The 20,049-nt window shown below is 43.3% G+C and carries 32 protein-coding genes and 1 pseudogene; 5 read left to right on the top strand and 28 right to left on the bottom strand.

Annotation, left to right across the window (positions count from 1 at the left end; all coding sequences use genetic code 11):
- The 28 genes and pseudogenes from M5E07_RS01865 to M5E07_RS01730 all read right to left on the bottom strand — a co-directional run bounded on the left by M5E07_RS01865 (window position 1) and on the right by M5E07_RS01730 (window position 14,158).
- On the bottom strand, window positions 1-1,008 hold the full coding sequence (locus M5E07_RS01865) for a DNA-directed RNA polymerase subunit alpha (RefSeq protein ID WP_116761944.1): 1,008 nt from the start codon (window positions 1,006-1,008) through the stop codon (window positions 1-3).
- Between the two features lie 17 nt (window positions 1,009-1,025).
- Window positions 1,026-1,649 (bottom strand): 30S ribosomal protein S4, encoded by a 624-nt coding sequence (rpsD, locus tag M5E07_RS01860; RefSeq protein WP_016168587.1) that lies wholly within the window; start codon window positions 1,647-1,649, stop codon window positions 1,026-1,028.
- A gap of 12 nt (window positions 1,650-1,661) precedes the next feature.
- On the bottom strand, window positions 1,662-2,048 hold the full coding sequence (gene rpsK, locus M5E07_RS01855; protein WP_004281491.1) for a 30S ribosomal protein S11: 387 nt from the start codon (window positions 2,046-2,048) through the stop codon (window positions 1,662-1,664).
- A 19-nt stretch (window positions 2,049-2,067) separates the two neighbouring features.
- On the bottom strand, window positions 2,068-2,424 hold the full coding sequence (gene rpsM / locus M5E07_RS01850) for a 30S ribosomal protein S13 (RefSeq protein WP_016168588.1): 357 nt from the start codon (window positions 2,422-2,424) through the stop codon (window positions 2,068-2,070).
- A gap of 107 nt (window positions 2,425-2,531) precedes the next feature.
- Window positions 2,532-2,648 (bottom strand): 50S ribosomal protein L36, encoded by a 117-nt coding sequence (rpmJ, locus tag M5E07_RS01845; RefSeq protein ID WP_000867907.1) that lies wholly within the window; start codon window positions 2,646-2,648, stop codon window positions 2,532-2,534.
- Window positions 2,649-2,668: 20 nt separating this feature from the next.
- Complete coding sequence (secY, locus tag M5E07_RS01840) at window positions 2,669-3,988, bottom strand: preprotein translocase subunit SecY (RefSeq protein WP_252223650.1); 1,320 nt, start codon at window positions 3,986-3,988, stop codon at window positions 2,669-2,671.
- 45 nt (window positions 3,989-4,033) lie between these two features.
- Window positions 4,034-4,474, bottom strand: a complete 441-nt coding sequence (gene rplO, locus M5E07_RS01835) for a 50S ribosomal protein L15 (protein WP_016168590.1) — start codon at window positions 4,472-4,474, stop codon at window positions 4,034-4,036.
- A 3-nt stretch (window positions 4,475-4,477) separates the two neighbouring features.
- Complete coding sequence (rpmD, locus tag M5E07_RS01830; RefSeq protein ID WP_000849088.1) at window positions 4,478-4,654, bottom strand: 50S ribosomal protein L30; 177 nt, start codon at window positions 4,652-4,654, stop codon at window positions 4,478-4,480.
- Between the two features lie 6 nt (window positions 4,655-4,660).
- Window positions 4,661-5,158: a 30S ribosomal protein S5 gene (gene rpsE, locus M5E07_RS01825; protein WP_004657688.1), complete on the bottom strand. Its 498-nt coding sequence runs from the start codon at window positions 5,156-5,158 to the stop codon at window positions 4,661-4,663.
- Window positions 5,159-5,160: 2 nt separating this feature from the next.
- On the bottom strand, window positions 5,161-5,511 hold the full coding sequence (rplR, locus tag M5E07_RS01820; RefSeq protein WP_016168591.1) for a 50S ribosomal protein L18: 351 nt from the start codon (window positions 5,509-5,511) through the stop codon (window positions 5,161-5,163).
- 14 nt (window positions 5,512-5,525) lie between these two features.
- A complete protein-coding gene (rplF, locus tag M5E07_RS01815) occupies window positions 5,526-6,059 on the bottom strand; it encodes a 50S ribosomal protein L6 (protein WP_131264509.1) in 534 nt (177 codons plus the stop codon).
- Window positions 6,060-6,072: 13 nt separating this feature from the next.
- Entirely contained in the window at window positions 6,073-6,468 is a 396-nt protein-coding gene (rpsH, locus tag M5E07_RS01810) for a 30S ribosomal protein S8 (RefSeq protein ID WP_116761950.1), read from the bottom strand.
- 13 nt (window positions 6,469-6,481) lie between these two features.
- Window positions 6,482-6,787 carry a 30S ribosomal protein S14 gene (rpsN, locus tag M5E07_RS01805; protein ID WP_004754234.1) on the bottom strand — a complete coding sequence of 102 codons (306 nt, stop codon included), beginning with the start codon at window positions 6,785-6,787 and terminating at the stop codon, window positions 6,482-6,484.
- A 9-nt stretch (window positions 6,788-6,796) separates the two neighbouring features.
- Window positions 6,797-7,333, bottom strand: coding sequence for a 50S ribosomal protein L5 (rplE, locus tag M5E07_RS01800; protein WP_116761952.1), 537 nt, complete (start codon window positions 7,331-7,333; stop codon window positions 6,797-6,799).
- Between the two features lie 15 nt (window positions 7,334-7,348).
- Window positions 7,349-7,666, bottom strand: coding sequence for a 50S ribosomal protein L24 (gene rplX / locus M5E07_RS01795; protein ID WP_116761954.1), 318 nt, complete (start codon window positions 7,664-7,666; stop codon window positions 7,349-7,351).
- Between the two features lie 9 nt (window positions 7,667-7,675).
- Entirely contained in the window at window positions 7,676-8,044 is a 369-nt protein-coding gene (gene rplN, locus M5E07_RS01790; RefSeq protein WP_001982634.1) for a 50S ribosomal protein L14, read from the bottom strand.
- Between the two features lie 89 nt (window positions 8,045-8,133).
- On the bottom strand, window positions 8,134-8,391 hold the full coding sequence (gene rpsQ, locus M5E07_RS01785; protein WP_016168596.1) for a 30S ribosomal protein S17: 258 nt from the start codon (window positions 8,389-8,391) through the stop codon (window positions 8,134-8,136).
- Window positions 8,388-8,585 carry a 50S ribosomal protein L29 gene (rpmC, locus tag M5E07_RS01780; RefSeq protein WP_004650482.1) on the bottom strand — a complete coding sequence of 66 codons (198 nt, stop codon included), beginning with the start codon at window positions 8,583-8,585 and terminating at the stop codon, window positions 8,388-8,390. Before rpmC ends, rpsQ begins: the two co-directional genes overlap by 4 nt.
- Entirely contained in the window at window positions 8,585-8,998 is a 414-nt protein-coding gene (gene rplP / locus M5E07_RS01775) for a 50S ribosomal protein L16 (protein WP_016168597.1), read from the bottom strand. Before rplP ends, rpmC begins: the two co-directional genes overlap by 1 nt.
- Window positions 8,938-9,757, bottom strand: a pseudogene (gene rpsC / locus M5E07_RS01770) (30S ribosomal protein S3). The gene rplP and the pseudogene rpsC overlap by 61 nt, the downstream one beginning before the upstream one ends.
- 1 nt (window position 9,758) lies before the next feature.
- A complete protein-coding gene (gene rplV, locus M5E07_RS01765; protein WP_004691320.1) occupies window positions 9,759-10,088 on the bottom strand; it encodes a 50S ribosomal protein L22 in 330 nt (109 codons plus the stop codon).
- Window positions 10,089-10,097: 9 nt separating this feature from the next.
- Entirely contained in the window at window positions 10,098-10,373 is a 276-nt protein-coding gene (gene rpsS / locus M5E07_RS01760; RefSeq protein ID WP_116761958.1) for a 30S ribosomal protein S19, read from the bottom strand.
- 13 nt (window positions 10,374-10,386) lie between these two features.
- Window positions 10,387-11,211 (bottom strand): 50S ribosomal protein L2, encoded by an 825-nt coding sequence (gene rplB, locus M5E07_RS01755; RefSeq protein WP_116761960.1) that lies wholly within the window; start codon window positions 11,209-11,211, stop codon window positions 10,387-10,389.
- 11 nt (window positions 11,212-11,222) lie between these two features.
- Window positions 11,223-11,543 carry a 50S ribosomal protein L23 gene (rplW, locus tag M5E07_RS01750; protein WP_131325405.1) on the bottom strand — a complete coding sequence of 107 codons (321 nt, stop codon included), beginning with the start codon at window positions 11,541-11,543 and terminating at the stop codon, window positions 11,223-11,225.
- Complete coding sequence (gene rplD, locus M5E07_RS01745) at window positions 11,540-12,142, bottom strand: 50S ribosomal protein L4 (protein ID WP_016168601.1); 603 nt, start codon at window positions 12,140-12,142, stop codon at window positions 11,540-11,542. The genes rplW and rplD overlap by 4 nt, the downstream gene beginning before the upstream one ends.
- Before the next feature lie 11 nt (window positions 12,143-12,153).
- Window positions 12,154-12,792, bottom strand: coding sequence for a 50S ribosomal protein L3 (gene rplC / locus M5E07_RS01740; protein ID WP_116761964.1), 639 nt, complete (start codon window positions 12,790-12,792; stop codon window positions 12,154-12,156).
- Between the two features lie 59 nt (window positions 12,793-12,851).
- Window positions 12,852-13,163: a 30S ribosomal protein S10 gene (gene rpsJ / locus M5E07_RS01735; protein ID WP_000070912.1), complete on the bottom strand. Its 312-nt coding sequence runs from the start codon at window positions 13,161-13,163 to the stop codon at window positions 12,852-12,854.
- Window positions 13,164-13,423: 260 nt separating this feature from the next.
- Window positions 13,424-14,158 carry a type 1 glutamine amidotransferase gene (locus tag M5E07_RS01730; protein WP_116761966.1) on the bottom strand — a complete coding sequence of 245 codons (735 nt, stop codon included), beginning with the start codon at window positions 14,156-14,158 and terminating at the stop codon, window positions 13,424-13,426.
- Between the two features lie 146 nt (window positions 14,159-14,304).
- Here M5E07_RS01730 and M5E07_RS01725 point away from each other — a divergent pair, with 146 nt between their 5' ends.
- The 5 genes from M5E07_RS01725 to yihA all read left to right on the top strand — a co-directional run bounded on the left by M5E07_RS01725 (window position 14,305) and on the right by yihA (window position 19,979).
- Window positions 14,305-15,504 carry a PLP-dependent transferase gene (locus M5E07_RS01725; RefSeq protein ID WP_116761968.1) on the top strand — a complete coding sequence of 400 codons (1,200 nt, stop codon included), beginning with the start codon at window positions 14,305-14,307 and terminating at the stop codon, window positions 15,502-15,504.
- Window positions 15,505-15,523: 19 nt separating this feature from the next.
- On the top strand, window positions 15,524-17,074 hold the full coding sequence (locus tag M5E07_RS01720) for a helicase HerA-like domain-containing protein (RefSeq protein ID WP_252221381.1): 1,551 nt from the start codon (window positions 15,524-15,526) through the stop codon (window positions 17,072-17,074).
- A gap of 210 nt (window positions 17,075-17,284) precedes the next feature.
- Window positions 17,285-18,493 (top strand): NO-inducible flavohemoprotein, encoded by a 1,209-nt coding sequence (gene hmpA / locus M5E07_RS01715; RefSeq protein ID WP_252221379.1) that lies wholly within the window; start codon window positions 17,285-17,287, stop codon window positions 18,491-18,493.
- 85 nt (window positions 18,494-18,578) lie between these two features.
- Window positions 18,579-19,025 carry an RrF2 family transcriptional regulator gene (locus tag M5E07_RS01710; RefSeq protein ID WP_252221376.1) on the top strand — a complete coding sequence of 149 codons (447 nt, stop codon included), beginning with the start codon at window positions 18,579-18,581 and terminating at the stop codon, window positions 19,023-19,025.
- 87 nt (window positions 19,026-19,112) lie between these two features.
- On the top strand, window positions 19,113-19,979 hold the full coding sequence (gene yihA / locus M5E07_RS01705) for a ribosome biogenesis GTP-binding protein YihA/YsxC (protein WP_252221374.1): 867 nt from the start codon (window positions 19,113-19,115) through the stop codon (window positions 19,977-19,979).
- Window positions 19,980-20,049: the final 70 nt, after the last annotated feature.

Genomic DNA, 20,049 nt, shown 5'->3' with positions numbered 1-20,049 from the left:
TTAACGGCTACGATAGGCGAAACGATCGTCCATACGGAGACTAGCTGGTGGCCAGTTCTCTAAACGCATGCCGAGCTGTAAGCCCTTAGAAGCCAGAACATCTTTGATCTCAGTAAGCGATTTCTTACCAAGGTTAGGAGTTTTGAGTAACTCAACCTCAGTACGCTGTACAAGATCACCAATGTAGTAAATATTTTCTGCTTTTAAACAATTCGCAGAACGAACAGTAAGCTCTAGATCATCTACTGGACGAAGCAAAATTGGATCAACTTCTTCACGAGGTTCTTGAGCAACAGGAGCTTGATCTTTCTGAAGGTCAACAAAAATTGCAATTTGTTGTTGCAAAATTGTCGCCGCTTTGCGGATTGCTTCTTCAGGATCAACTGTACCATTGGTTTCAAGATCAATGATCAGTTTATCAAGGTCAGTACGTTGTTCTACACGCGCATTTTCTACGATGTAAGACACACGTTTGATTGGGCTATAAGATGCATCTAACTGTAAACGACCCACCGGGCGAGTTTCGCCTTCTGGGAAACGTGAGTCAGAAGTCTCATAACCACGACCTTGAGCAACTTTCAGGCGCATTTTTAATGAGCCTGAAGCACTTAAAGTACCGATCAAATGTTCAGGGTTAACCACTTCAACATTATGAGGTAAACGAAGGTCAGCGGCAGTAACGTCACCAGGACCTTGTTTCTCTAATGTCAAATAAGCTTCATTTTGATCGAACAGCTTAATAGACAATCCTTTTAGGTTCAGCAAGAGCTCGACGATGTCCTGCTGCAAGCCTTCCAAAGTACTGTACTCGTGCTCAACACCTTCAATTTCAACTTCAACCACAGCAGCGCCAGGTAAAGAAGAAAGAAGGATGCGACGTAAAGCATTGCCCAGAGTATGACCAAAGCCACGCTCTAAGGGTTCTAGAATAACTTTTGCCGAGGTCCCGCTAACCGCTTCGACCTTGATCGCTTGCGGAGTTAGAAACTCATTTGCAGTACGCGTCATTATTGCTACCTCAAGGATTATTTAGAATACAATTCTACAATCAAGCTTTCGTTGATTTCAGCAGGTAAATCAGAACGATCTGGTGCAGCTTTAAATGTACCTTCCAACTTAGAATGATCAATTTCCATCCAAGAAGGAATACCACGTTGAGCAGCTAATTCAACTGCATTTTTAATACGCAATTGTTGCTTAGCACCTTCGTGAACTGCAATCACGTCACCAGCTTTAACTTGGATAGACGCAATGTTAACACGACGACCATTTAAAGTGATAGAACGGTGAGATACAAGCTGACGAGCTTCTGCACGTGTAGAACCAAAACCCATGCGATAAACAACGTTATCTAGACGGCTTTCAAGCAATTTCAACAAGTTTTCACCAGTTGCGCCTTTAACACGAGCAGCTTCTTTATAGTAGTTACTAAATTGACGCTCTAAAACACCGTACATACGACGTACTTTTTGTTTTTCACGTAATTGTAGTGAATACTCAGATTGTTTTGCACGGCTTTGACCATGTTGGCCAGGAGCTTTAGCATGTTTTTTAGTCTTAACGTCAAATGGTTTAACGCCAGATTTTAATTGCAGGTCTGTCCCTTCGCGGCGAGAGAGTTTGCATTTTGGACCAATATAACGAGCCATGAATGTTTCTCCTTACACGCGACGTTTTTTAGGTGGACGGCAACCGTTGTGCGGGATTGGCGTCACATCGGTAATGCTGTTAATTTTATAACCCACTGCACCTAAAGCACGAACCGCAGATTCACGACCAGGACCAGGACCTTTTACAAGGACGTCCAAGTTTTTCAAACCGTAATCTAAAGCAGCTTTACCAGCAACTTCAGCAGCTACCTGAGCAGCAAACGGAGTTGATTTACGTGATCCACGGAAGCCTTGTCCACCTGAAGTAGCCCAAGCCAATGCATTACCTTGACGATCAGTGATCGTTACAATGGTGTTATTAAAAGAAGCGTGAATGTGTGCAACACCTTCAGAGACGGTACGAGTGACCTTCTTGCGTGCGCGAGTATCTTTAGCCATCTTTTAGCTTCCAGAAATCTTATTTCTTAATAGGTTTGCGCGGACCTTTACGGGTACGTGCGTTAGTTTTGGTGCGTTGTCCGCGGACAGGCAAGCTGCGACGATGACGAAGACCGCGGTAGCAGCCTAAATCCATTAAACGTTTAATGTTCATGGAAATTTCGCGACGTAAATCACCTTCGGTCGGAACCTTAGTAACTTCTGCACGAATCGCATCAAGCTGAGCATCATCTAATTCACGAATCTTAGTCGTTGGAGCGATACCTACAGCAGCTAAGATGTTCTTAGCAGTGTGGCGACCAATACCAAAGATATACGTGAGAGAGATAACAGCATGCTTGTTATCCGGAATGTTTACACCGGCAATACGAGCCATTCAATTTTCTCCAAAAAGGCAGTAGAGATAATCAACCGCCCCACAAAAATCTTGAGGGGCGGATAATAACCTAATTAGCCTACTGAAATCAACAGGTCTTGATCAGATTAACCTTGACGCTGCTTATGACGAGGTTCTGCGCTGCAAATTACGCGAATAACCCCATTACGACGGATAACTTTACAGCTACCACAAATTTTCTTTACAGAAGCTTGTACTTTCATGATGAAACCTCTAAGTGCGCTTATCCCTTCGGATGAGCAGTCGTTTTTCTCATTAACGTTTGATTATCATATTGATGAGATGTGAGATGTGCTTGCAATTGCGCCATGAAATCCATAACAACAACGACTACGATCAGCAAAGATGTACCACCCAGATAGAATGGAATACCAAAAGAACTTTGCAAAATCATTGGCATTAAACACACGATCGTAATATAAATCGCACCAATAAACGTCAAACGATTGAGAATATGATCTAAATAACGAGCAGTTTGCTCACCTGGGCGAATACCAGGCACATAAGCTCCGCTGCGTTTTAAGTTTTCCGATACTTCTTTCGGGCTAAATACGAGCGCCGTATAAAAATAACAGAAAAAGATAATTAACGCACCAAAGAGCACCAAATACAACGGCTGTCCAGGCGACAATAAAAGAGCCAAATCTTGAAGACTACGTTTGATTATTCCTGCACTCGGATCTGAGCTTCCCACCCACTGCCCCAAACTCGCTGGGAACAAGAGTAAAGAGCTTGCAAAGATCGCTGGAATTACACCTGCCATATTAATTTTTAATGGCAAATGTGTCTGCTGTGCAGTAAATACACGACGACCTTGTTGTTTTTGAGCATAGTTTACTGGAATACGACGCTGCGCTTTCTCAATAAACACAATTGCTGCCAAAACACCTAGAGACAATAAGCCAAAAATAACCAAGCCAATCAGACTTGTTTGACCATTATCTACTGATGAGATTGATTGCATAATTAAATTAGGCAATCCAGCAACAATACCCGCGAAAATGATCATGGAAATACCATTACCCACTCCGCGTTCGGTAATTTGTTCACCCAACCACATTAAGAACATAGTACCTGCAACCAATGAGGTTACAGCAGGAACATAAAAGGCTAAACCAGCTGACAAGGTAATCCCTTGGCTGATCAAACCTGCACACATTCCAGTTGCTTGCACTAAAGCTAAAAGCAACGTACCTTGACGTGTATATTGATTAATCTTGCGCTTCCCTTGCTCTCCCTCTTTTTTCAAAGCTTCGAGTGATGGAATCACAGTCGACATTAACTGCACAATAATTGATGCAGAAATATACGGCATAATCCCCAAGGCAAGAATTGACATTCTTTCTAAGGCACCACCTGAAAACATATTAAACAAACCAAGGATTGTGCCCTGGTTTGCATTAAAAAGGTTTTCAAGTGCAGCATTATTAATGCCCGGTACTGGAATATGCGCTCCTAGTCGAAAAACCAACAATGCACCGAAGAGAAACATCATTCGGCGAATAATTTCACGATATTTCACGTAAAACGGTTGGCCTTTCATCATGTGAACATGACCTGAAGAACTAGGAGACATAGACACTCGCGATTACTCCTCGACTTTGCCGCCAGCAGCTTCAACAGCAGCTTTAGCGCCTTTAGTCAATGCAACACCTTGTACAGTGAATGCACGAGTAATTTCACCAGAAAGTACGATACGAGCACGAAGCATATCTTTACGTACAACATTCGCTGCTTTTAAAGTTTCAAGTGAAACAATATCACCTTCAACTTTAGCAAGCTCTGATAAACGTACTTCAGCAGTTTTTAAAGCGATTTGGCTAGTGAAACCGAATTTAGGTAAACGACGATATAACGCAGTTTGACCGCCTTCAAAGCCTGGACGAGTACCACCACTTTTACGTGAGTTTTGACCTTTGATACCACGACCACCAGTCTTACCAACGCCAGAGCCAATACCACGACCTAGACGAAGATTATCACGCTTCGCACCTTCTGCAGGTGCAAGTTCATTTAAACGCAGAGTCATGGCTTATTCCTCTACACTAACCATATAGTAGACTTTGTTGATCATACCGCGGTTAGAAGGCGTATCTTGCACTTCTACAGTATGACCAATACGACGCAGACCTAAACCTTGTAAACAAAGCTTGTGATTTTTCAAGCGATGAGAAGAGGATTTAGTCTGGGTAACTTTAATCGTTTTCATGATTGATTACCCTTGAATTTGTTCTACAGAAAGACCACGTTTAGCAGCTACTTTCTCTGGAGAAGTCATATCACGCAAACCTTTGAAAGTTGCGTTTACAACGTTCGCAGCATTTGTAGAACCGTAACATTTAGCAAGTACGTTATGTACGCCTGCAGCTTCAAGAACGGCACGCATAGCGCCACCAGCAATTACGCCAGTACCTTCAGAAGCAGGTTGCATGTACACACGGCTTGCACCATGACGTGCATTCACAGGGTGTTGTAAAGTAGTACCAGCAAGGTCTACAGTAATCATGTTACGACGTGCAGCTTCAAGTGCTTTAGAAATCGCAGCTGGAACTTCACGTGCTTTACCACGACCAAAACCTACACGACCGTTACCATCGCCCACAACAGTTAATGCTGTGAAAGAGAAGATACGACCACCCTTAACAACTTTGGCTACACGATCAACGGCAACCAGCTTTTCAACAAGACCTTCGTTTTGTTCAACTTTAGCCATGATTAGAACTCCAAGCCGTTTTCACGAGCAGCATCAGCCAAGGCTTTGATACGACCATGATATTTAAAACCAGAACGGTCAAATGCAACTTTAGTAATACCAGCTGCTTTAGCACGTTCTGCGATTAAAGCACCTACTTTAGTCGCTGCTTCAATATTACCAGTTGCACCAGCACGTAAAGTAGCATCTAAAGTTGAAGCTTGCGCTAAAACTTTGCCACCATCTGCTGAGATAACTTGAGCATAGATGTGACGCGGAGTGCGGTTTACACACAAACGAGTCGCACCCAATGCACGAATGTGCAAGCGTGTGCTTTTCGCACGACGCAAACGGGATTGTTTCTTTTCGTTCATAAGAACCTCGCGCCTTATTTCTTCTTAGCTTCTTTACGAAGTACAACTTCATCAGAATAACGAACACCTTTACCTTTATAAGGCTCTGGCGGACGGTAACCACGGATATCTGCAGCAACTTGACCTAAACGTGCTTTATCAGCAGATTTAAGGATAATTTCAGTTGCAGTAGGAGTTTCAGCAGTTACACCTTCAGGAAGCGTATAGTCAATCGGGTGAGAGAAACCAAGGTTAAGGTTAACAATGTTACCCTTAACCGCAGCTTTGTAACCAACACCGATAAGTTGCAACTTACGTTCAAAGCCTTCACTAACACCTTTAACAAGGTTGTTAAGAACAGCGCGAGCGGTACCAGCTTGCATCCAAGCGTCTTTCGACTCAGCTTTTGGAGCAACAGCTACAATACCGTCTTCCTGTTTAAGCTCGACCAGCGCATGCAGGTTGAAAGACAATGTACCTTTACTGCCTTTCACTTCGACCTGCCGGCCGTTCTGAGTAACTGTAACACCGTTAGGCACAGTTACTGGGGCTTTAGCCACACGAGACATGAGGAATCACCTATTAAGAAACAAAAGCAACAACTTCACCACCAACGCCTGCAGCACGTGCAGCGCGATCAGTCATGATGCCTTTGCTTGTAGAAACAATTGCAATACCTAAACCTTGCTTAACGCTCGGAAGTGCATCTTTACCGCGATACTGACGTAGACCAGGACGGCTTACGCGTTTCACAGTTTCGATAACTGGTTTGCCTTCGAAATATTTTAAAGTGATGGTCAAAGTAGCTTTGCCTTCAACTTCAGCAACTTCTACATTTGAAACATAACCTTCTTGTTGAAGTACGTTTGCAATTGCAACCTTCAACTTAGAATTAGGCATAGAAACAGATTGTTTCTTTGCCATTTGTGCGTTACGAACACGAGTTAACATGTCGGCAACGGTATCTTGCATACTCATTTCTAGTCGCTCCTTACCAGCTTGCCTTAACAACGCCCGGTACATCACCTTGCATTACTGTGTCACGTAATTTGTTACGGCTTAAACCGAACTTACGGAAGTAACCATGAGGACGACCAGTTAAACCACAACGGTTACGAAGACGTACTGGAGATGCATTACGTGGTAATGCTTGTAACTTCATCATCGCTTCGAAACGCTCTTCGTCACTTGCATTTACATTTGCAATCGTAGCTTTTAATTCAGCACGTTTTGCAGCAAATTTAGCAACTGTCTTTTCGCGTTTCAATTCGCGATTAATCATACCTTTCTTAGCCATATCGACCTCTTATTTGAACGGGAAGCCGAATGCACGCATAAGCGCACGGCCTTCGTCATCGGTGCGAGCAGTCGTAGTAACGGTAATATCCATACCACGAATACGATCAATCTTATCAAAATCGATCTCAGGGAACATGATTTGTTCTTTAAGACCCATAGAGTAGTTACCACGACCATCAAATGATTTCGCAGAGAAACCACGGAAGTCACGGATACGAGGGATCGCAATCGAGATCAAACGGTCTAAGAATTCGTACATACGTTCGCCGCGTAAAGTAACTTTACAGCCGATCGGCCAACCATCACGGATTTTGAAACCAGCGATTGATTTGCGAGCTAACGTAAGCACTGGTTTTTGACCAGCAATTGCTTGCATATCAGCAAGAGCACCATCAAGGAGTTTTTTGTCAGCAGCTGCTGCGCCAACACCCATATTGATCGTGATTTTAGTAATGCGAGGGATATCCATCACATTTTTAACGCCTAAAGTCTCTTGTAACTGAGCTTTAAGTTCGTCATTGTAACGCGTTTTAAGTCTGGCCATTGCCTTCTCAACCTATTACTTCGCTACCGCCACTGATTCACCATTTGATTTGTAAACGCGAGTTTTCACGCCTTCAGTCACTTGGTAACCAACACGGTCAGCCTTTTGGGTTGTAGCATTAAAAATTGCCACGTTAGAAATATGAAGCGAAGCTTCTTGTGTAACAATAGCGCCTTCAGCACCTGTTGCACGGTTCGGCTTTTGATGCTTCTTAACCAAGTTAAGGCCTTCAACCATAACACGGTCATTAGAAACAGACAGAACAGTACCCTGTTTGCCTTTTTCTTTACCTGCGATCACAATTACTTGATCGCCTTTTTTAATCTTAGCCATGAGTGCCTCTTATAGAACTTCAGGAGCCAATGAAATGATTTTCATGAACTGTTCAGTACGAAGTTCACGAGTCACTGGTCCGAAAATACGAGTTGCAATCGGCGCTTTGTTGTTGTTCAAAATAACAGCTGCGTTATCGTCGAAACGAATCACTGAACCATCTGGACGACGGATGCCGAATTTTGTACGTACAACCACAGCATTCATCACGTCACCTTTTTTAACACGTGCGCGAGGAATAGCTTCTTTTACAGTAACTTTAATAATATCGCCAACTGAAGCATAACGACGATGCGAACCACCAAGTACTTTAATACATTGTACGCGGCGAGCACCACTGTTGTCTGCTACGTCGAGCATAGTTTCGGTTTGAATCATTGCCCTACTCCAAAACCGTGCATCACCGGTCGCAATTTCGAAAGGCTCAAAGAGTACTCGAAATTGACCGATGATGCAAGAACGTTTAATTACTCAGCAGCAGCTTCAACAACTTCAACTAAAGTCCAAGACTTAGTTTTAGAAATTGGGCGGCTTTCTTTGATTGTCACAACGTCGCCTAATTTAGCAGTGTTGTTCTCATCATGAGCATGTAATTTAGTTGAACGGCGGATTGATTTGCCATACAACGGGTGTTGAACACGACGTTCGATAAGCACAACAATAGACTTGTCCATTTTGTCGCTTACTACTTTGCCAGTTAACGTGCGGACTGTTTTTTCACTCATTGTCCGTTCCCCTGTTTTTCGGTAAGGAGGGTCTTAATACGAGCAATAGTTTTACGAGTAAGCGCAACTTCGTGCGATTTACCCAATTGACCAGTTGCTTTAGCCATACGAAGACGGAATTGGTTAAGCTGTTGCTCATCAAGCAAAGCTGTCAACTCTTCTACCGATTTTTCACGTAGATCTTTAGTTTTCATTACATTACCGTCCGAGTCACGATAGTGGTTTTAAACGGAAGCTTAGCAGCAGCAAGCGTAAATGCTTCACGCGCCAATTCTTCGTTCACACCTTCCATTTCGTACAGGATCTTACCTGGTTTGATTTCACAAACCCAGTACTCCACATTACCTTTACCGTTACCCATACGAACTTCTAATGGCTTTTCAGTAATTGGTTTGTCTGGGAATACACGAATAAAGATCTTACCACCACGCTTAACACGACGGCTAATGGTACGACGCGCAGCTTCAATTTGACGTGAAGTCATACGACCACGTTCAGTTGCTTTAAGCGCGATTGAACCAAATGATACTGTACTACCACGGTGCGCTAGACCAGTGTTACGGCCTTTTTGCACTTTACGGAATTTGGTACGTTTAGGTAGCAACATGGATTATTCTCCCTTGTCAGCAGCACGGTCATTACGACGTCCACGACGTTGCTCTTGACCTTCACCACGACCACGACCGCGTTTAGCTGGACGTTCTTCAGCTGGAGCTGGGTTCATGACTTGTTTCATGCCACCCAAGATCTCACCACGGAAGATCCACACTTTAACACCAATCGTACCGTAAGTCGTTTCAGCACGCATAGTTGAGTAGTCGATGTCCGCACGAAGCGTATGCAAAGGTACACGACCTTCACGATACCATTCTGTACGAGCAATCTCTGCACCACCTAAACGGCCAGAAACTTCAACTTTGATACCTTTAGCACCAGCACGCATCGTGTTTTGAACCGCACGCTTCATAGCACGACGGAACATAACACGCTTTTCTAATTGAGAAGCAATTGCTTCAGCAACTAAACGAGCGTCTAAGTCTGGGCGATCGATTTCGTTGATGCTTACTTGCGCTGGAATACCCATAATTTGAGTAAGTTCACGCTGTAATTTCTCAATGTCTTCGCCTTTTTTACCGATCACGATACCAGGACGTGCAGTGCTAATCGTTACTTTAGCAGCGCCCGTAGGACGTTCGATAAGAATATTGCTGATCATTGCATTCTTAAGTTTTTTAGTTAAAAACTCACGAACTTGAAGATCTTTAAGCAAATATTCAGCGTATTGTTTCGGACTCGCATACCAGTTGGCGTTATGACGTTTTACAACACCAAGGCGGATACCGATTGGATGAACCTTCTGACCCATATCAAACCCCTACCTTAACGGTAATGTGACAAGTACGCTTAGTAATACGATCTGCACGACCTTTAGCACGTGGCATAATACGTTTAAGGCTAGTGCCTTCATCAACGTAAATCGTAGTTACCTTAAGGTCGTCTACATCTAAACTGTTATTGTGTTCAGCGTTTGCAATTGCAGATTCCAATGCTTTTTTAACCAAAACTGCAGCTTTTTTGTTGCTGAAGTTAAGAATATTAAGCGCGTGAGCAACAGATTTGCCACGGATTAGGTCTGCAACCAAACGAGTTTTTTGTGCCGAGATAGCGGCACCGCGTAATTTAGCAGTAACTTCCATCATAGCACCTTAACGTTTAGATTTCTTGTCAACACCGTGACCGCGATAGGTACGAGTTGGCGCGAATTCACCAAGTTTGTGACCAACCATGTGTTCAGATACGATTACTGGAACATGGTTACGGCCATTATGTACAGAGATTGTTAAACCAACAAAATCCGGGAGGATCATCGAACGACGTGACCAAGTCTTGATCGGCTTACGATTGTTAGCAGCAACAGCAGCTTCAACCTTAGCGAACAAGTGCGCATCGACGAATGGACCTTTTTTCAATGAACGAGGCATTAGTCAGATTCCTTTACTTGACGCGACGATCGCGAATAATCATCTTAGTCGTACGCTTGTTGGTACGTGTCTTGTACCCTTTAGCTTTTTGACCCCATGGGCTTACAGGTTGAATACCTTTGTTACGCCCTTCACCACCACCGTGTGGGTGATCTACTGGGTTCATCGCCATACCACGAACGGTAGGACGAACGCCACGCCAGCGTGCTGCACCTGCTTTACCAAGTGAGCGAAGGTTGCTTTCTTGGTTAGAAACTTCACCAAGAACTGCACGGCACTCAACGTGAATTTTACGCATTTCACCAGAACGTAAACGAACGATGGCGTAAGAACCGTCACGACCCAACAACTGAACTGAAGTACCAGCAGAACGAGCTAATTGCGCGCCTTTACCGATTTTAAGTTCGATGTTGTGAAGAGTAGAACCGATTGGCATGTTGCGAAGCGGTAAGCAGTTACCTGGACGAATTGGAGCATCGTTACCAGATTGAACTTTATCGCCAGCGCGAAGGCCTTTAGGCGCGATGATGTAGCGACGCTCACCATCAGCATACAATACAAGTGCAATGTGTGCTGTACGGTTAGGATCGTATTCAATACGCTCTACAGTCGCAGGAATGCCATCTTTGTTACGTTTAAAGTCAACAAGACGGTAGTGCTGCTTGTGACCGCCACCAACGTGACGAGTCGTGATGTGACCGTTGTTGTTACGACCACCAGTACGTTTTTTAGCTTCAACCAACGGAGCATAAGGCGCGCCTTTGTGAAGATGGTCGTGAACGACTTTCTCTACAAAGCGACGTCCAGGAGACGTTGGCTTACATTTTTGAATTGGCATAATTCTCGTCCTTATTCCGCTGCGCTTTCAGCGGTATCGCCCAAGTCAGCCATTTCAACATCTTGGCCAGCTTTCAGGGTGACGTATGCTTTTTTAACATCAGAACGGCGTCCTAATGTTTTACCAAAGCGTTTAGACTTACCTTTAGTGATCGTTGTGTTAACTTTAACAACCTGAACACCAAAGAGTTGTTCAACTGCTTTTTTGATTTCAAGTTTATTTGCATCAAGTGCAACTTTAAAAACTTGAACACCAGCAGTCTCACCTAAAACTTGTGCTTTTTCTGAGAATACAGGTCCTTGTAGGACTTGATAGATACGTTCGTTGTTCATCCGAGTTCTACCTCAATTTTCTTAGCAGCAGCAACAGACATAACAACTTTATCGAACGCAATCAAGCTAACAGGATCGATTGCAGTAGCATCAACCACATCAACGTGTGGAATGTTGCGCGCTGCTAAATATAGATTCTCATCTACAGCATCAGTAACGATCAATGCGCGAGTAGCATTCAAGTCGTTAAGTTTCGCAAGCAATTCTTTAGTTTTTGGAGCTGCAACAGCAATCTCTTCAACCAATACAAGACGATCTTGGCGAACGAGTTCAGCTAAGATACATTGCATTGCACCGCGATACATTTTGCGGTTAACTTTTTGAGACCAATCTTGTGGACGAGCAGCAAAAGTTTTACCACCACCAACCCAGATTGGGCTACGAATAGAACCGGCACGAGCGCGACCAGTACCTTTTTGACGGAATGGCTTTTTACCACCGCCAGATACGTCAGCACGTGATTTCTGAGCTTTCGAACCTTGACGACCACCAGCTAAGTAAGCTGTAACAACTTGGTGTACAAGTGCTTCGTTAAATTCACGACCGAAAGCAACTTCAGATAATTCAACAGCAGAGCCGGAAACAGTTTTTAAATTCACGTTATTTCCCCTCAGGCCTTGATCGTAGGACGAACGGTAACGTCGCCACCAGTAGCACCAGGAATCGCACCTTTAACAACTAGAACTGAACGTTCTGTGTCGATAGCAACGATCTCAAGACCCTGTGTAGTTACGCGTTCAGCACCTAAATGGCCAGCCATTTTTTTGCCTTTGAATACGCGACCAGGAGTCTGGTTTTGACCAGTAGAACCTAAAACACGGTGAGAAAGTGAGTTACCGTGAGTAGCATCTTGGGTACGGAAGTTCCAACGCTTAACACCACCTTGGAAACCTTTACCTTTAGACGTACCAGTAACGTCAACGATTTGACCAACTGTGAACAAATCAACAGTTAGAACACCACCAACTTCACGACCTTCAAGATCAGCTTCTGTAGCGCGGAATTCTTGAACTAGACGACCAGCAGCAACACCCGCTTTCGCAAAGTGACCTTTCTGAGCGTTAGTTACGCGAGATTCGCGACGTTCACCAGTAGTGATTTGAATCGCTTGATAACCATCAGTTTCAAGCGTTTTGATTTGAGTGATGCGGTTAGGATCAACCTCAATCACTGTTACAGGCACAGAAACACCAGCATCTGTAAAGATACGGGTCATACCGCACTTGCGACCGACTAAACCAATAGCCATGTGCATAACCTCTAAAAAAGCGGCCTAATTAACTTAAAAGCGTTAATTAACCGAAAGTCTTAACCCAAAGCGATCTGAACATCAACACCAGCAGCAAGATCTAACTTCATCAATGCATCAACAGTTTTATCTGTAGGTTGAACGATGTCGATCAAACGTTTGTAAGTGCGGATCTCATATTGGTCACGCGCATCTTTGTTAACGTGTGGTGATGTTAAAACGTTAAAACGTTCGATACGAGTAGGCATCGGGATTGGACCACAAACTTGTGCGCCAGTACGTTTTGCTGTTTCTACGATCTCTTGAGCAGATTGATCAATTAAACGGTGATCAAAAGACTTCAAACGGATACGAATTCTCTGGTTAGACATACCAGTTAACTCCAAGCCAAATATATAAAGAATCACCCTTGACGCATCTCACCCCACTAAATAAGGTAAGTGTCAAGAGCAGTGAAATATCACTAAGGTCATGATCGATGCCACGACTGTCACGATGTTAACTACTTTCTTCGCAGTTAACCCCCTTTCATTAAAGGGTCGCCCATTATAGCCATTGTTTAACGCTTAAGCAAATCCATTTTCCTTTTTTTTCAAATTCCCATGATTTTCCATTGTTTACTATTTAACCGTTACGCTGTTTTTTGCAAGACATACTCAATGGCTTGATTGAGCAACTGATTCCCTTGTAAAAAATGTGCTTTCTGCGAATGTTTCAATTCACTTTCAGTTTGCACAAAGGCACCTGAAAAGTGAGCCAGTTCATCATCATTTTCTAAAAATAAACTCAGTGTTTCTGGCGTGATTTCGGGATGAAACTGAAAGCCCAATACATTCTTTCCAATCTGGTACATTTGATTGCGACATACATCATTTTCTGCCAAATGAATCGCGCCTTTCGGAATTTCAAAGGTCTCACTGTGCCACTGCATGACATTAAAATGCTCAGGCAACTCAAAACAATCTTGGGGTACATGTTGTACTTTACGTACCGTCGTCCAACCCAGTTCCTGCATGCCACTCTTACTGACCGCAGCACCCAAAGCATTCGCGATCAATTGCCCACCCAAGCACAGACCAATAGCAGGTTTACCCAATGCCAAATAACGTCTGAGCCAGCGCTTTTCGATTTTTAACCATGGATAATTTACTTCATCATTTACACTCATGGTTCCTCCCATGATGATGAGAAGATCTACTTCTTCAATTTGCGGTAAAGCCTCAATTTCCAGAGGTAAATCCACAGGTAAGGCAAAAAATTCTGTGGCTGTAATTTGTGCCTGATGCGCTTTTAAAAACTCATAACAACTACCGAACCCTTCACCAGCAATATGCTGAAAATAATGTACTTTTAAATGCGACTTCATGCGCTGTAACCTATTGTTGTAGCTTTGCTTAGATTTAGCAAAATTGAAGCCAACTTTTGATTTGGTTGCTTGTTTTTACAGTTCTTCCTAATTCGGTAGCGAAAATTGACATATTCTCTTAATCTAGGTTCCATCCTACGCTTTACATGAGTCACATCTTGAACAAGAAACCTCAAACTGCGCTAATTCATGCACCAAGAAAAGCACCACAGTATATTTCCAGCGTTCAACCTCCCTTGTTTCGTGCATCCACCATTATCTTTGAGAATACCGATGCACTATTTAATCGCCACTGGACTGACCCGTATGACTATAGTTATGGTACACATGGCACACCAACGACATTTACCCTCGCAGACCAGATTGCTCAAATTGAAGGTGGGGAATATTGTTTATTGGCACCCAGTGGACTTTCTGCAATTAATTTAGTCAATTCCGCTTTACTCGCGCAAGGTGATGAAGTCTGGGTACCCGATAATGTCTATGGTCCTAATATGGAGCATCTGCGCAATCTGGAAAAACGCTACGGCATTCAAGTGCGAGTTTACAATCCTATAGATGTTACAAGTTTTACCCCATCCCACCATGCCAAACTTCTTTGGCTCGAAGCCGCAGGATCCGTCACCTTAGAATTCCCTGATTTAGTCGGCTTGGTTCAAAAAGCGCAAGCTCAACAGATTTTGACCGTATTGGATAATACTTGGGGGGCAGGCCTAGCCTTTAATCCTTTTGATTTTGCCGATGAGCACTTAGCCGTAGATGTCAGTGTACATGCCTTGACCAAATATCCGAGTGGTGGTGGTGATATTTTGATGGGCTCTGTGGTGACACGCAATCAGCAACTACATCATCAATTATTCCGTATGCATGCCATACAAGGTATTGCCGTTTCTGGCGATGACACCGCCCAGATTCAGCGTAGCTTGGCTCACATGTCCATACGTTACGAACAACAAGCGAAATCAGCCTTAAAACTACTCGAATGGTTAAAACAACAACCGCAATTTAGTCAAGTCTTACATCCGAGTGATCCTGATGCTGCAGGGCATGCACACTGGAAACAAGTCTGCCTAACAGGCAAAAGTGCAGGCTTGGTGAGTGTGATTTTTAAACCCGAATATGACTTAAAAGCAGTGCGTGAATTTTGTGATCATCTGAATTTATTTAAGCTCGGATTTAGCTGGGGTGGCCCAATCAGCTTGGTCATGCTGTATGAACTCAACCACATGCGTTCACTGAAAAATACACATTTACAACAAGGTTTATTGGTCCGTTTTTGTATAGGACTAGAAGATGCTGACGATTTAGTCCAAGATATTCAAAACGCATTAAAACAGCTCGAATAAATTCTAAAATAGGTGAAAAATGAGTACACCAATTGTCATTGCAAAAAAAACCACGGATACAACACAAGCTATTGTTTTACATTCTCAATTTGCCAATCGACATGGTTTAATTGCGGGTGCAACGGGAACTGGTAAAACTGTAACCCTAAAGGTATTGGCCGAAAGTTTTTCACGTATTGGTGTACCCGTTTTTCTTGCCGATGCCAAGGGCGATGTTTCTAGTCTAGCTCAAGCCGGCAGTAGCAATCCAAAACTTGATGAACGCATTAAAAACCTAGGAATTGATTCCATTCCCTTTGCTGCCTCACCTATGGTTTTCTGGGATTTATTTAGTGAGCAAGGACATCCAATTCGTAGCACGGTTTCCGAAATTGGACCACTTTTACTGGCACAAATGTTGAATTTAAACGACACACAGGAAGGGGTTTTATCGGCAGTTTTTCGGATTGCAGATGATCAGGGGCTACTGCTGATTGACTTTAAAGATTTAAAAGCCATGCTCGGTTATGTCAGCGAACATGCCGCAGACTTTAAAGCTGAATACGGCAATCTCTCCCCTGCCAGTCTAGGGGCCATTCAACGCAACTTACTGGCACTGGCCGATCAGGGAGGAGATCAGTTTTTTGGTGAACCTAGTTTGAATATTCTTGATTTTATTCAAACCGATGCCGATGGTCGAGGTTACATCAATTTACTTGCAGCAGATAAATTGATGAATACCCCGAAGCTGTATGCCACTTTTCTTCTCTGGATGCTCTCTGAGTTATTCGAGCAGTTACCTGAAGTTGGCGACATGGATAAACCGAAACTGGTGTTCTTCTTTGATGAAGCCCATTTACTTTTTGACAATGCCAGTGCTGCACTGCAAGAAAAAATTGAACAAGTGGTGCGCTTAATTCGATCCAAAGGCGTCGGGATTTATTTTGTGACCCAGAATCCACTGGATTTACCTGAAACCGTATTAGGACAACTAGGAAATCGGGTACAACATGCATTACGTGCCTTTACCCCTAAAGATCAAAAAGCAGTTAAATCCGCAGCCACAACTTTTCGTGCCAATCCTGAATTTGATGTCGAGCAAGCCATTACCGAACTGGGCGTTGGTGAAGCGCTAATCAGTTGCCTCGATGAACAAGGCATACCACAAATTGTCGAGCGTGGCTGGGTCATGCCTCCCTACTCTGCTTTTAGCCCAATTTCACCCGAAATCCGCAAAGCATTAATGAGCAAAAGTATCGTGGCAGGCATATATGAACAAAGTGTAGACCGCGACAGTGCTTACGAGCGCTTACAGCAAAAAGTGGTTGAACGCCAACAGCAAGCTCAAGCAGATATGCTTGCGAAAGAACAAGCTAAACAACAAGAAATCCTTGCCAAACAACAGGCCAAAGAACAAGAACGTATAGCGCGAGAACAACAAAAAGAAGCCGATCGTGCTGCCAAGCAGCGGGAAAAACTTACTGAAGATATTGTGGGAACTTTTGCCAAAAGTGCTGCCCGCAGTTTAGGCGGCTCTACAGGGCAAAAAATTGTGCGTGGTTTACTTGGCTCTTTATTTGGTGGGAAATAGCGTTCCAATGTGCAGCGCTATCGACATATCAAGATACCCATACCGACCTTAGATTTTCAATCATGTCTATCGTCTTTTTTTCGCCAAAAACCTTTCGACTATTTATTCCATAAAAATAATAGGGTTTTGTGTTAAAAATAGATTGCAATTAAAATACTAAATATGTATTTTAAATACATCTTATAAATAACAGCCAAGTGAGATCACATCATGACTCCGCAGCAAATTGAACTTGTAAAAGCCACTGTCCCTGTTCTTCGTGAAAATGGCGTTGCATTAACCGGCTATTTTTATAACCGCATGTTAGGGAACAACCCTGAATTAAAAGAAACCTTTAATATGGGACACCAACGTAGCGGCGCTCAAGCACAAGCACTTGCGGGTGCCGTATTGGCTTATGCAGAAAATATTGAAGACCCTTCTGTTCTTTTGCCTGTGGTTGAATTAATCGCACACAAACATGTCAGCCTGAATATTCAAGCCCCTGACTACAATATTGTGGGTGAAAACTTGCTCTATTCCATCAGTGAAGTCCTTAACATCTCAATGGAAGATCCATTAATTGATGCGTGGGCAGCGGCTTATGGGCAGTTGGCAGATCTATTTATTAGCACTGAAAAAGCCATTTATAATCTGCATCAACAAACACAAGGCAGTTGGTTAGGCTGGCGTAATTTTAAAATTGCCAAGAAAGTGGTAGAAAGTGATGAAATTACCTCTTTCTATCTCGCGCCTGTCGACGGTGGTGCATTACCAAAATATGAAGCAGGTCAATATATTTCAGTTCGCGTATTTGTCGAAGAGTTAGGTTTAAAACAACCTCGCCAATACACTTTATCGACCAGCCCGCAAGCCGACTATTTACGCATTTCGGTAAAACGTGAAGATGAGAAAGGTGATTTAGCGGGTGGTTGGGTATCAAGCACACTGCATGGTTTGGCTGAAGGTGCTGAAATTGAAGTCTCTGCACCAACAGGTAACTTCTATCTAATTGATAGCAGCAAACGCAATGTCTTTATCAGTGGTGGTGTCGGCTTAACCCCAATGATTGCCATGCTTAATCAATTAGTTACACTGGATATGCCACAACCGGTCAGCTTTATTCATGCTTGTCGCAGCAGCCAAGTCCATGCCATGAAACAACATATTCATGAGCAGAAATCAAAATTCCCTCGCCTAACAACGTTTACTGCCTACGAATTCCCACATGAAGGCGATGTATTAGGTGATGATTATGATGTGGCTGGGCGCTTAGACTTGGGCACAGTGGATGCAGCATTGTTACCAAAAAATGCCGATTACTACCTATGTGGTCCAATGCCATTTATGGCAGAACAGCATAAAGCCCTCGTCGCTCGCGGCATTAAACCTGAACAAATTCATAGTGAAGCATTTGGTACAGGTGGGGTTCGCATCTAAACCTGCTCTCGCATGCGTACCGTATAAGGCTAGTCTATGTTAGACTAGCCTTATCTATTCATCTCAAAAAAAGATGAGCACAATCATGCAACTAAACAAATTTACCGATTATGCCCTACGCATACTCATGTATATTTCACGACCACGAGACAATGCTTATACCATTGCTGAAATTGCAGCAGACCTTCAGGTATCACAAAACCATTTGGTTAAAATTGTGCACTTTATGGGCAAGCAAAACTGGTTGATCACCACCCGTGGTAAAGGCGGCGGTATACGGCTAAACCCCGATGCGGTCCACCTTAAAGTCGGTGACGCAGTCAGAACCCTACAAGGTGAAAATCAGATTGTGGAATGCAACAATCCTCCGTGTGTACTTAGAAGTCATTGCGGTCTAAAGAGTATTTTAGATCAAGCACTCGATCAGTTTTATCAGCATTTAAACCAATACACCTTAGGTGAAGTACTTGCGCACTCAAATGCTAAAAAGACCAAGACCATTACAAATGGCATTGAACTACTCAACCTATAACATTTTCAGGTTACAAGAGGAAAATTCGCGTGCGTGGGCGACTTCCTTTATACTAGGCACTTGAAAATAAGTGAATGAAGTTGAGTTATGCACCACAGCAGAGGAAAATCAAAAAACAGTAAAATCGCGCAGGCGCCTAAGCAAAAGATCAGCTACGAGAAAAAGCTTGATCCTGTGATTACTGAATATGCTGTACGCGCACTCAACTGGCTACGTAAAGCCGCTTTTTTAATGAGTGCACCCAAGCTCGATATCTGTGTAGAAGATACTGGTTACGAAATTGCTTTTGCTGGACGCTCCAATGCAGGTAAATCCAGTGCAATTAATGCGTTAACCAATCAAAAGCAGTTGGCACGCGCCTCGAAAAAACCAGGGCGTACCCAAATGATCAACTTCTTTAGTTTGGGTAATCCAGATCAACGTCTGGTCGATTTACCTGGCTATGGATATGCAGCCGTTCCTGAAGCCATGAAAATTGTGTGGCAAAAAGAGCTTGAAAATTATCTGATTCATCGTCAAAGCCTACAAGGCTTGGTATTGTTGATGGATATCCGTCATCCTTTACAACATTTTGATGTGATGATGCTGGAATGGGCTTACTCACGTAAACTGTTTGTGCATGTGTTGTTGACCAAATCAGATAAAATGAACCGTGGTCCTGCCAACCAAGCCTTATTAGACGTCAAACAACAATTGAAGAAAATGAAACTCGATTTCTCGATTCAATTGTTTTCTTCATTAAACAAACAAGGTTTAGAAGAGCTTGCCAGTGTTATGGGTGGTCGTCTGAATTTCACCCTTGAACAATCTGCCGAGTTTGACCTAGCGCTTATTCCTGAAGCGGAAGCAGATGATTTAGCCGAAGACAGCATTGAAGAAGATGATGAGAGCGAAGCTTTCGATGCCGAGGAAATTGAAGTAGATCCCCCTGAGCAAGCACCGAAACCAGATTAAGTGCGATTCAACCCAATCAATTCTTCATGAATTGACATTGAAATGTCCCGCATTGCTAAACATATTGCGG

It is taken from the genome of Acinetobacter tibetensis (assembly GCF_023824315.1).
Lineage (GTDB): Bacteria > Pseudomonadota > Gammaproteobacteria > Pseudomonadales > Moraxellaceae > Acinetobacter > Acinetobacter tibetensis.
This window is presented reverse-complemented; position numbering and strand designations above follow the sequence as displayed.

Bases quoted from the DNA above. Each gene is read 5' to 3' on its own strand.
- M5E07_RS01865 (WP_116761944.1), bottom strand. From the start codon at position 1,008: ATGACGCGTACTGCAAATGAGTTTCTAACTCCGCAAGCGATCAAGGTC.
- rpsD (WP_016168587.1), bottom strand. From the start codon at position 1,649: ATGGCTCGTTATATTGGTCCAAAATGCAAACTCTCTCGCCGCGAAGGG.
- rpsK (WP_004281491.1), bottom strand. From the start codon at position 2,048: ATGGCTAAAGATACTCGCGCACGCAAGAAGGTCACTCGTACCGTCTCT.
- rpsM (WP_016168588.1), bottom strand. From the start codon at position 2,424: ATGGCTCGTATTGCCGGTGTAAACATTCCGGATAACAAGCATGCTGTT.
- rpmJ (WP_000867907.1), bottom strand. From the start codon at position 2,648: ATGAAAGTACAAGCTTCTGTAAAGAAAATTTGTGGTAGCTGTAAAGTT.
- secY (WP_252223650.1), bottom strand. From the start codon at position 3,988: ATGAAAGGCCAACCGTTTTACGTGAAATATCGTGAAATTATTCGCCGA.
- rplO (WP_016168590.1), bottom strand. From the start codon at position 4,474: ATGACTCTGCGTTTAAATGAACTTGCACCTGCAGAAGGTGCGAAGCGT.
- rpmD (WP_000849088.1), bottom strand. From the start codon at position 4,654: ATGAAAACGATTAAAGTTACCCAGACTAAATCCTCTTCTCATCGCTTG.
- rpsE (WP_004657688.1), bottom strand. From the start codon at position 5,158: ATGGCTAAAGTTGAACAAAACGAAGGTCTTGTTGAAAAGCTGGTTGCC.
- rplR (WP_016168591.1), bottom strand. From the start codon at position 5,511: ATGAACGAAAAGAAACAATCCCGTTTGCGTCGTGCGAAAAGCACACGC.
- rplF (WP_131264509.1), bottom strand. From the start codon at position 6,059: ATGTCTCGTGTGGCTAAAGCCCCAGTAACTGTGCCTAACGGTGTTACA.
- rpsH (WP_116761950.1), bottom strand. From the start codon at position 6,468: ATGAGTATGCAAGATACCGTTGCCGACATGTTAACTCGTGTTCGTAAC.
- rpsN (WP_004754234.1), bottom strand. From the start codon at position 6,787: ATGGCTAAGAAAGGTATGATTAATCGCGAATTGAAACGCGAAAAGACA.
- rplE (WP_116761952.1), bottom strand. From the start codon at position 7,333: ATGGCCAGACTTAAAACGCGTTACAATGACGAACTTAAAGCTCAGTTA.
- rplX (WP_116761954.1), bottom strand. From the start codon at position 7,666: ATGGCTAAGATTAAAAAAGGCGATCAAGTAATTGTGATCGCAGGTAAA.
- rplN (WP_001982634.1), bottom strand. From the start codon at position 8,044: ATGATTCAAACCGAAACTATGCTCGACGTAGCAGACAACAGTGGTGCT.
- rpsQ (WP_016168596.1), bottom strand. From the start codon at position 8,391: ATGAGTGAAAAAACAGTCCGCACGTTAACTGGCAAAGTAGTAAGCGAC.
- rpmC (WP_004650482.1), bottom strand. From the start codon at position 8,585: ATGAAAACTAAAGATCTACGTGAAAAATCGGTAGAAGAGTTGACAGCT.
- rplP (WP_016168597.1), bottom strand. From the start codon at position 8,998: ATGTTGCTACCTAAACGTACCAAATTCCGTAAAGTGCAAAAAGGCCGT.
- rplV (WP_004691320.1), bottom strand. From the start codon at position 10,088: ATGGAAGTTACTGCTAAATTACGCGGTGCCGCTATCTCGGCACAAAAA.
- rpsS (WP_116761958.1), bottom strand. From the start codon at position 10,373: ATGCCTCGTTCATTGAAAAAAGGTCCATTCGTCGATGCGCACTTGTTC.
- rplB (WP_116761960.1), bottom strand. From the start codon at position 11,211: ATGCCAATTCAAAAATGTAAGCCAACGTCTCCTGGACGTCGCTTTGTA.
- rplW (WP_131325405.1), bottom strand. From the start codon at position 11,543: ATGAACAACGAACGTATCTATCAAGTCCTACAAGGACCTGTATTCTCA.
- rplC (WP_116761964.1), bottom strand. From the start codon at position 12,792: ATGGCTATTGGTTTAGTCGGTCGCAAGTGCGGTATGACCCGTATCTTT.
- rpsJ (WP_000070912.1), bottom strand. From the start codon at position 13,163: ATGTCTAACCAGAGAATTCGTATCCGTTTGAAGTCTTTTGATCACCGT.
- M5E07_RS01730 (WP_116761966.1), bottom strand. From the start codon at position 14,158: ATGAAGTCGCATTTAAAAGTACATTATTTTCAGCATATTGCTGGTGAA.
- M5E07_RS01725 (WP_116761968.1), top strand. From the start codon at position 14,305: ATGAGTCACATCTTGAACAAGAAACCTCAAACTGCGCTAATTCATGCA.
- M5E07_RS01720 (WP_252221381.1), top strand. From the start codon at position 15,524: ATGAGTACACCAATTGTCATTGCAAAAAAAACCACGGATACAACACAA.
- hmpA (WP_252221379.1), top strand. From the start codon at position 17,285: ATGACTCCGCAGCAAATTGAACTTGTAAAAGCCACTGTCCCTGTTCTT.
- M5E07_RS01710 (WP_252221376.1), top strand. From the start codon at position 18,579: ATGCAACTAAACAAATTTACCGATTATGCCCTACGCATACTCATGTAT.
- yihA (WP_252221374.1), top strand. From the start codon at position 19,113: ATGCACCACAGCAGAGGAAAATCAAAAAACAGTAAAATCGCGCAGGCG.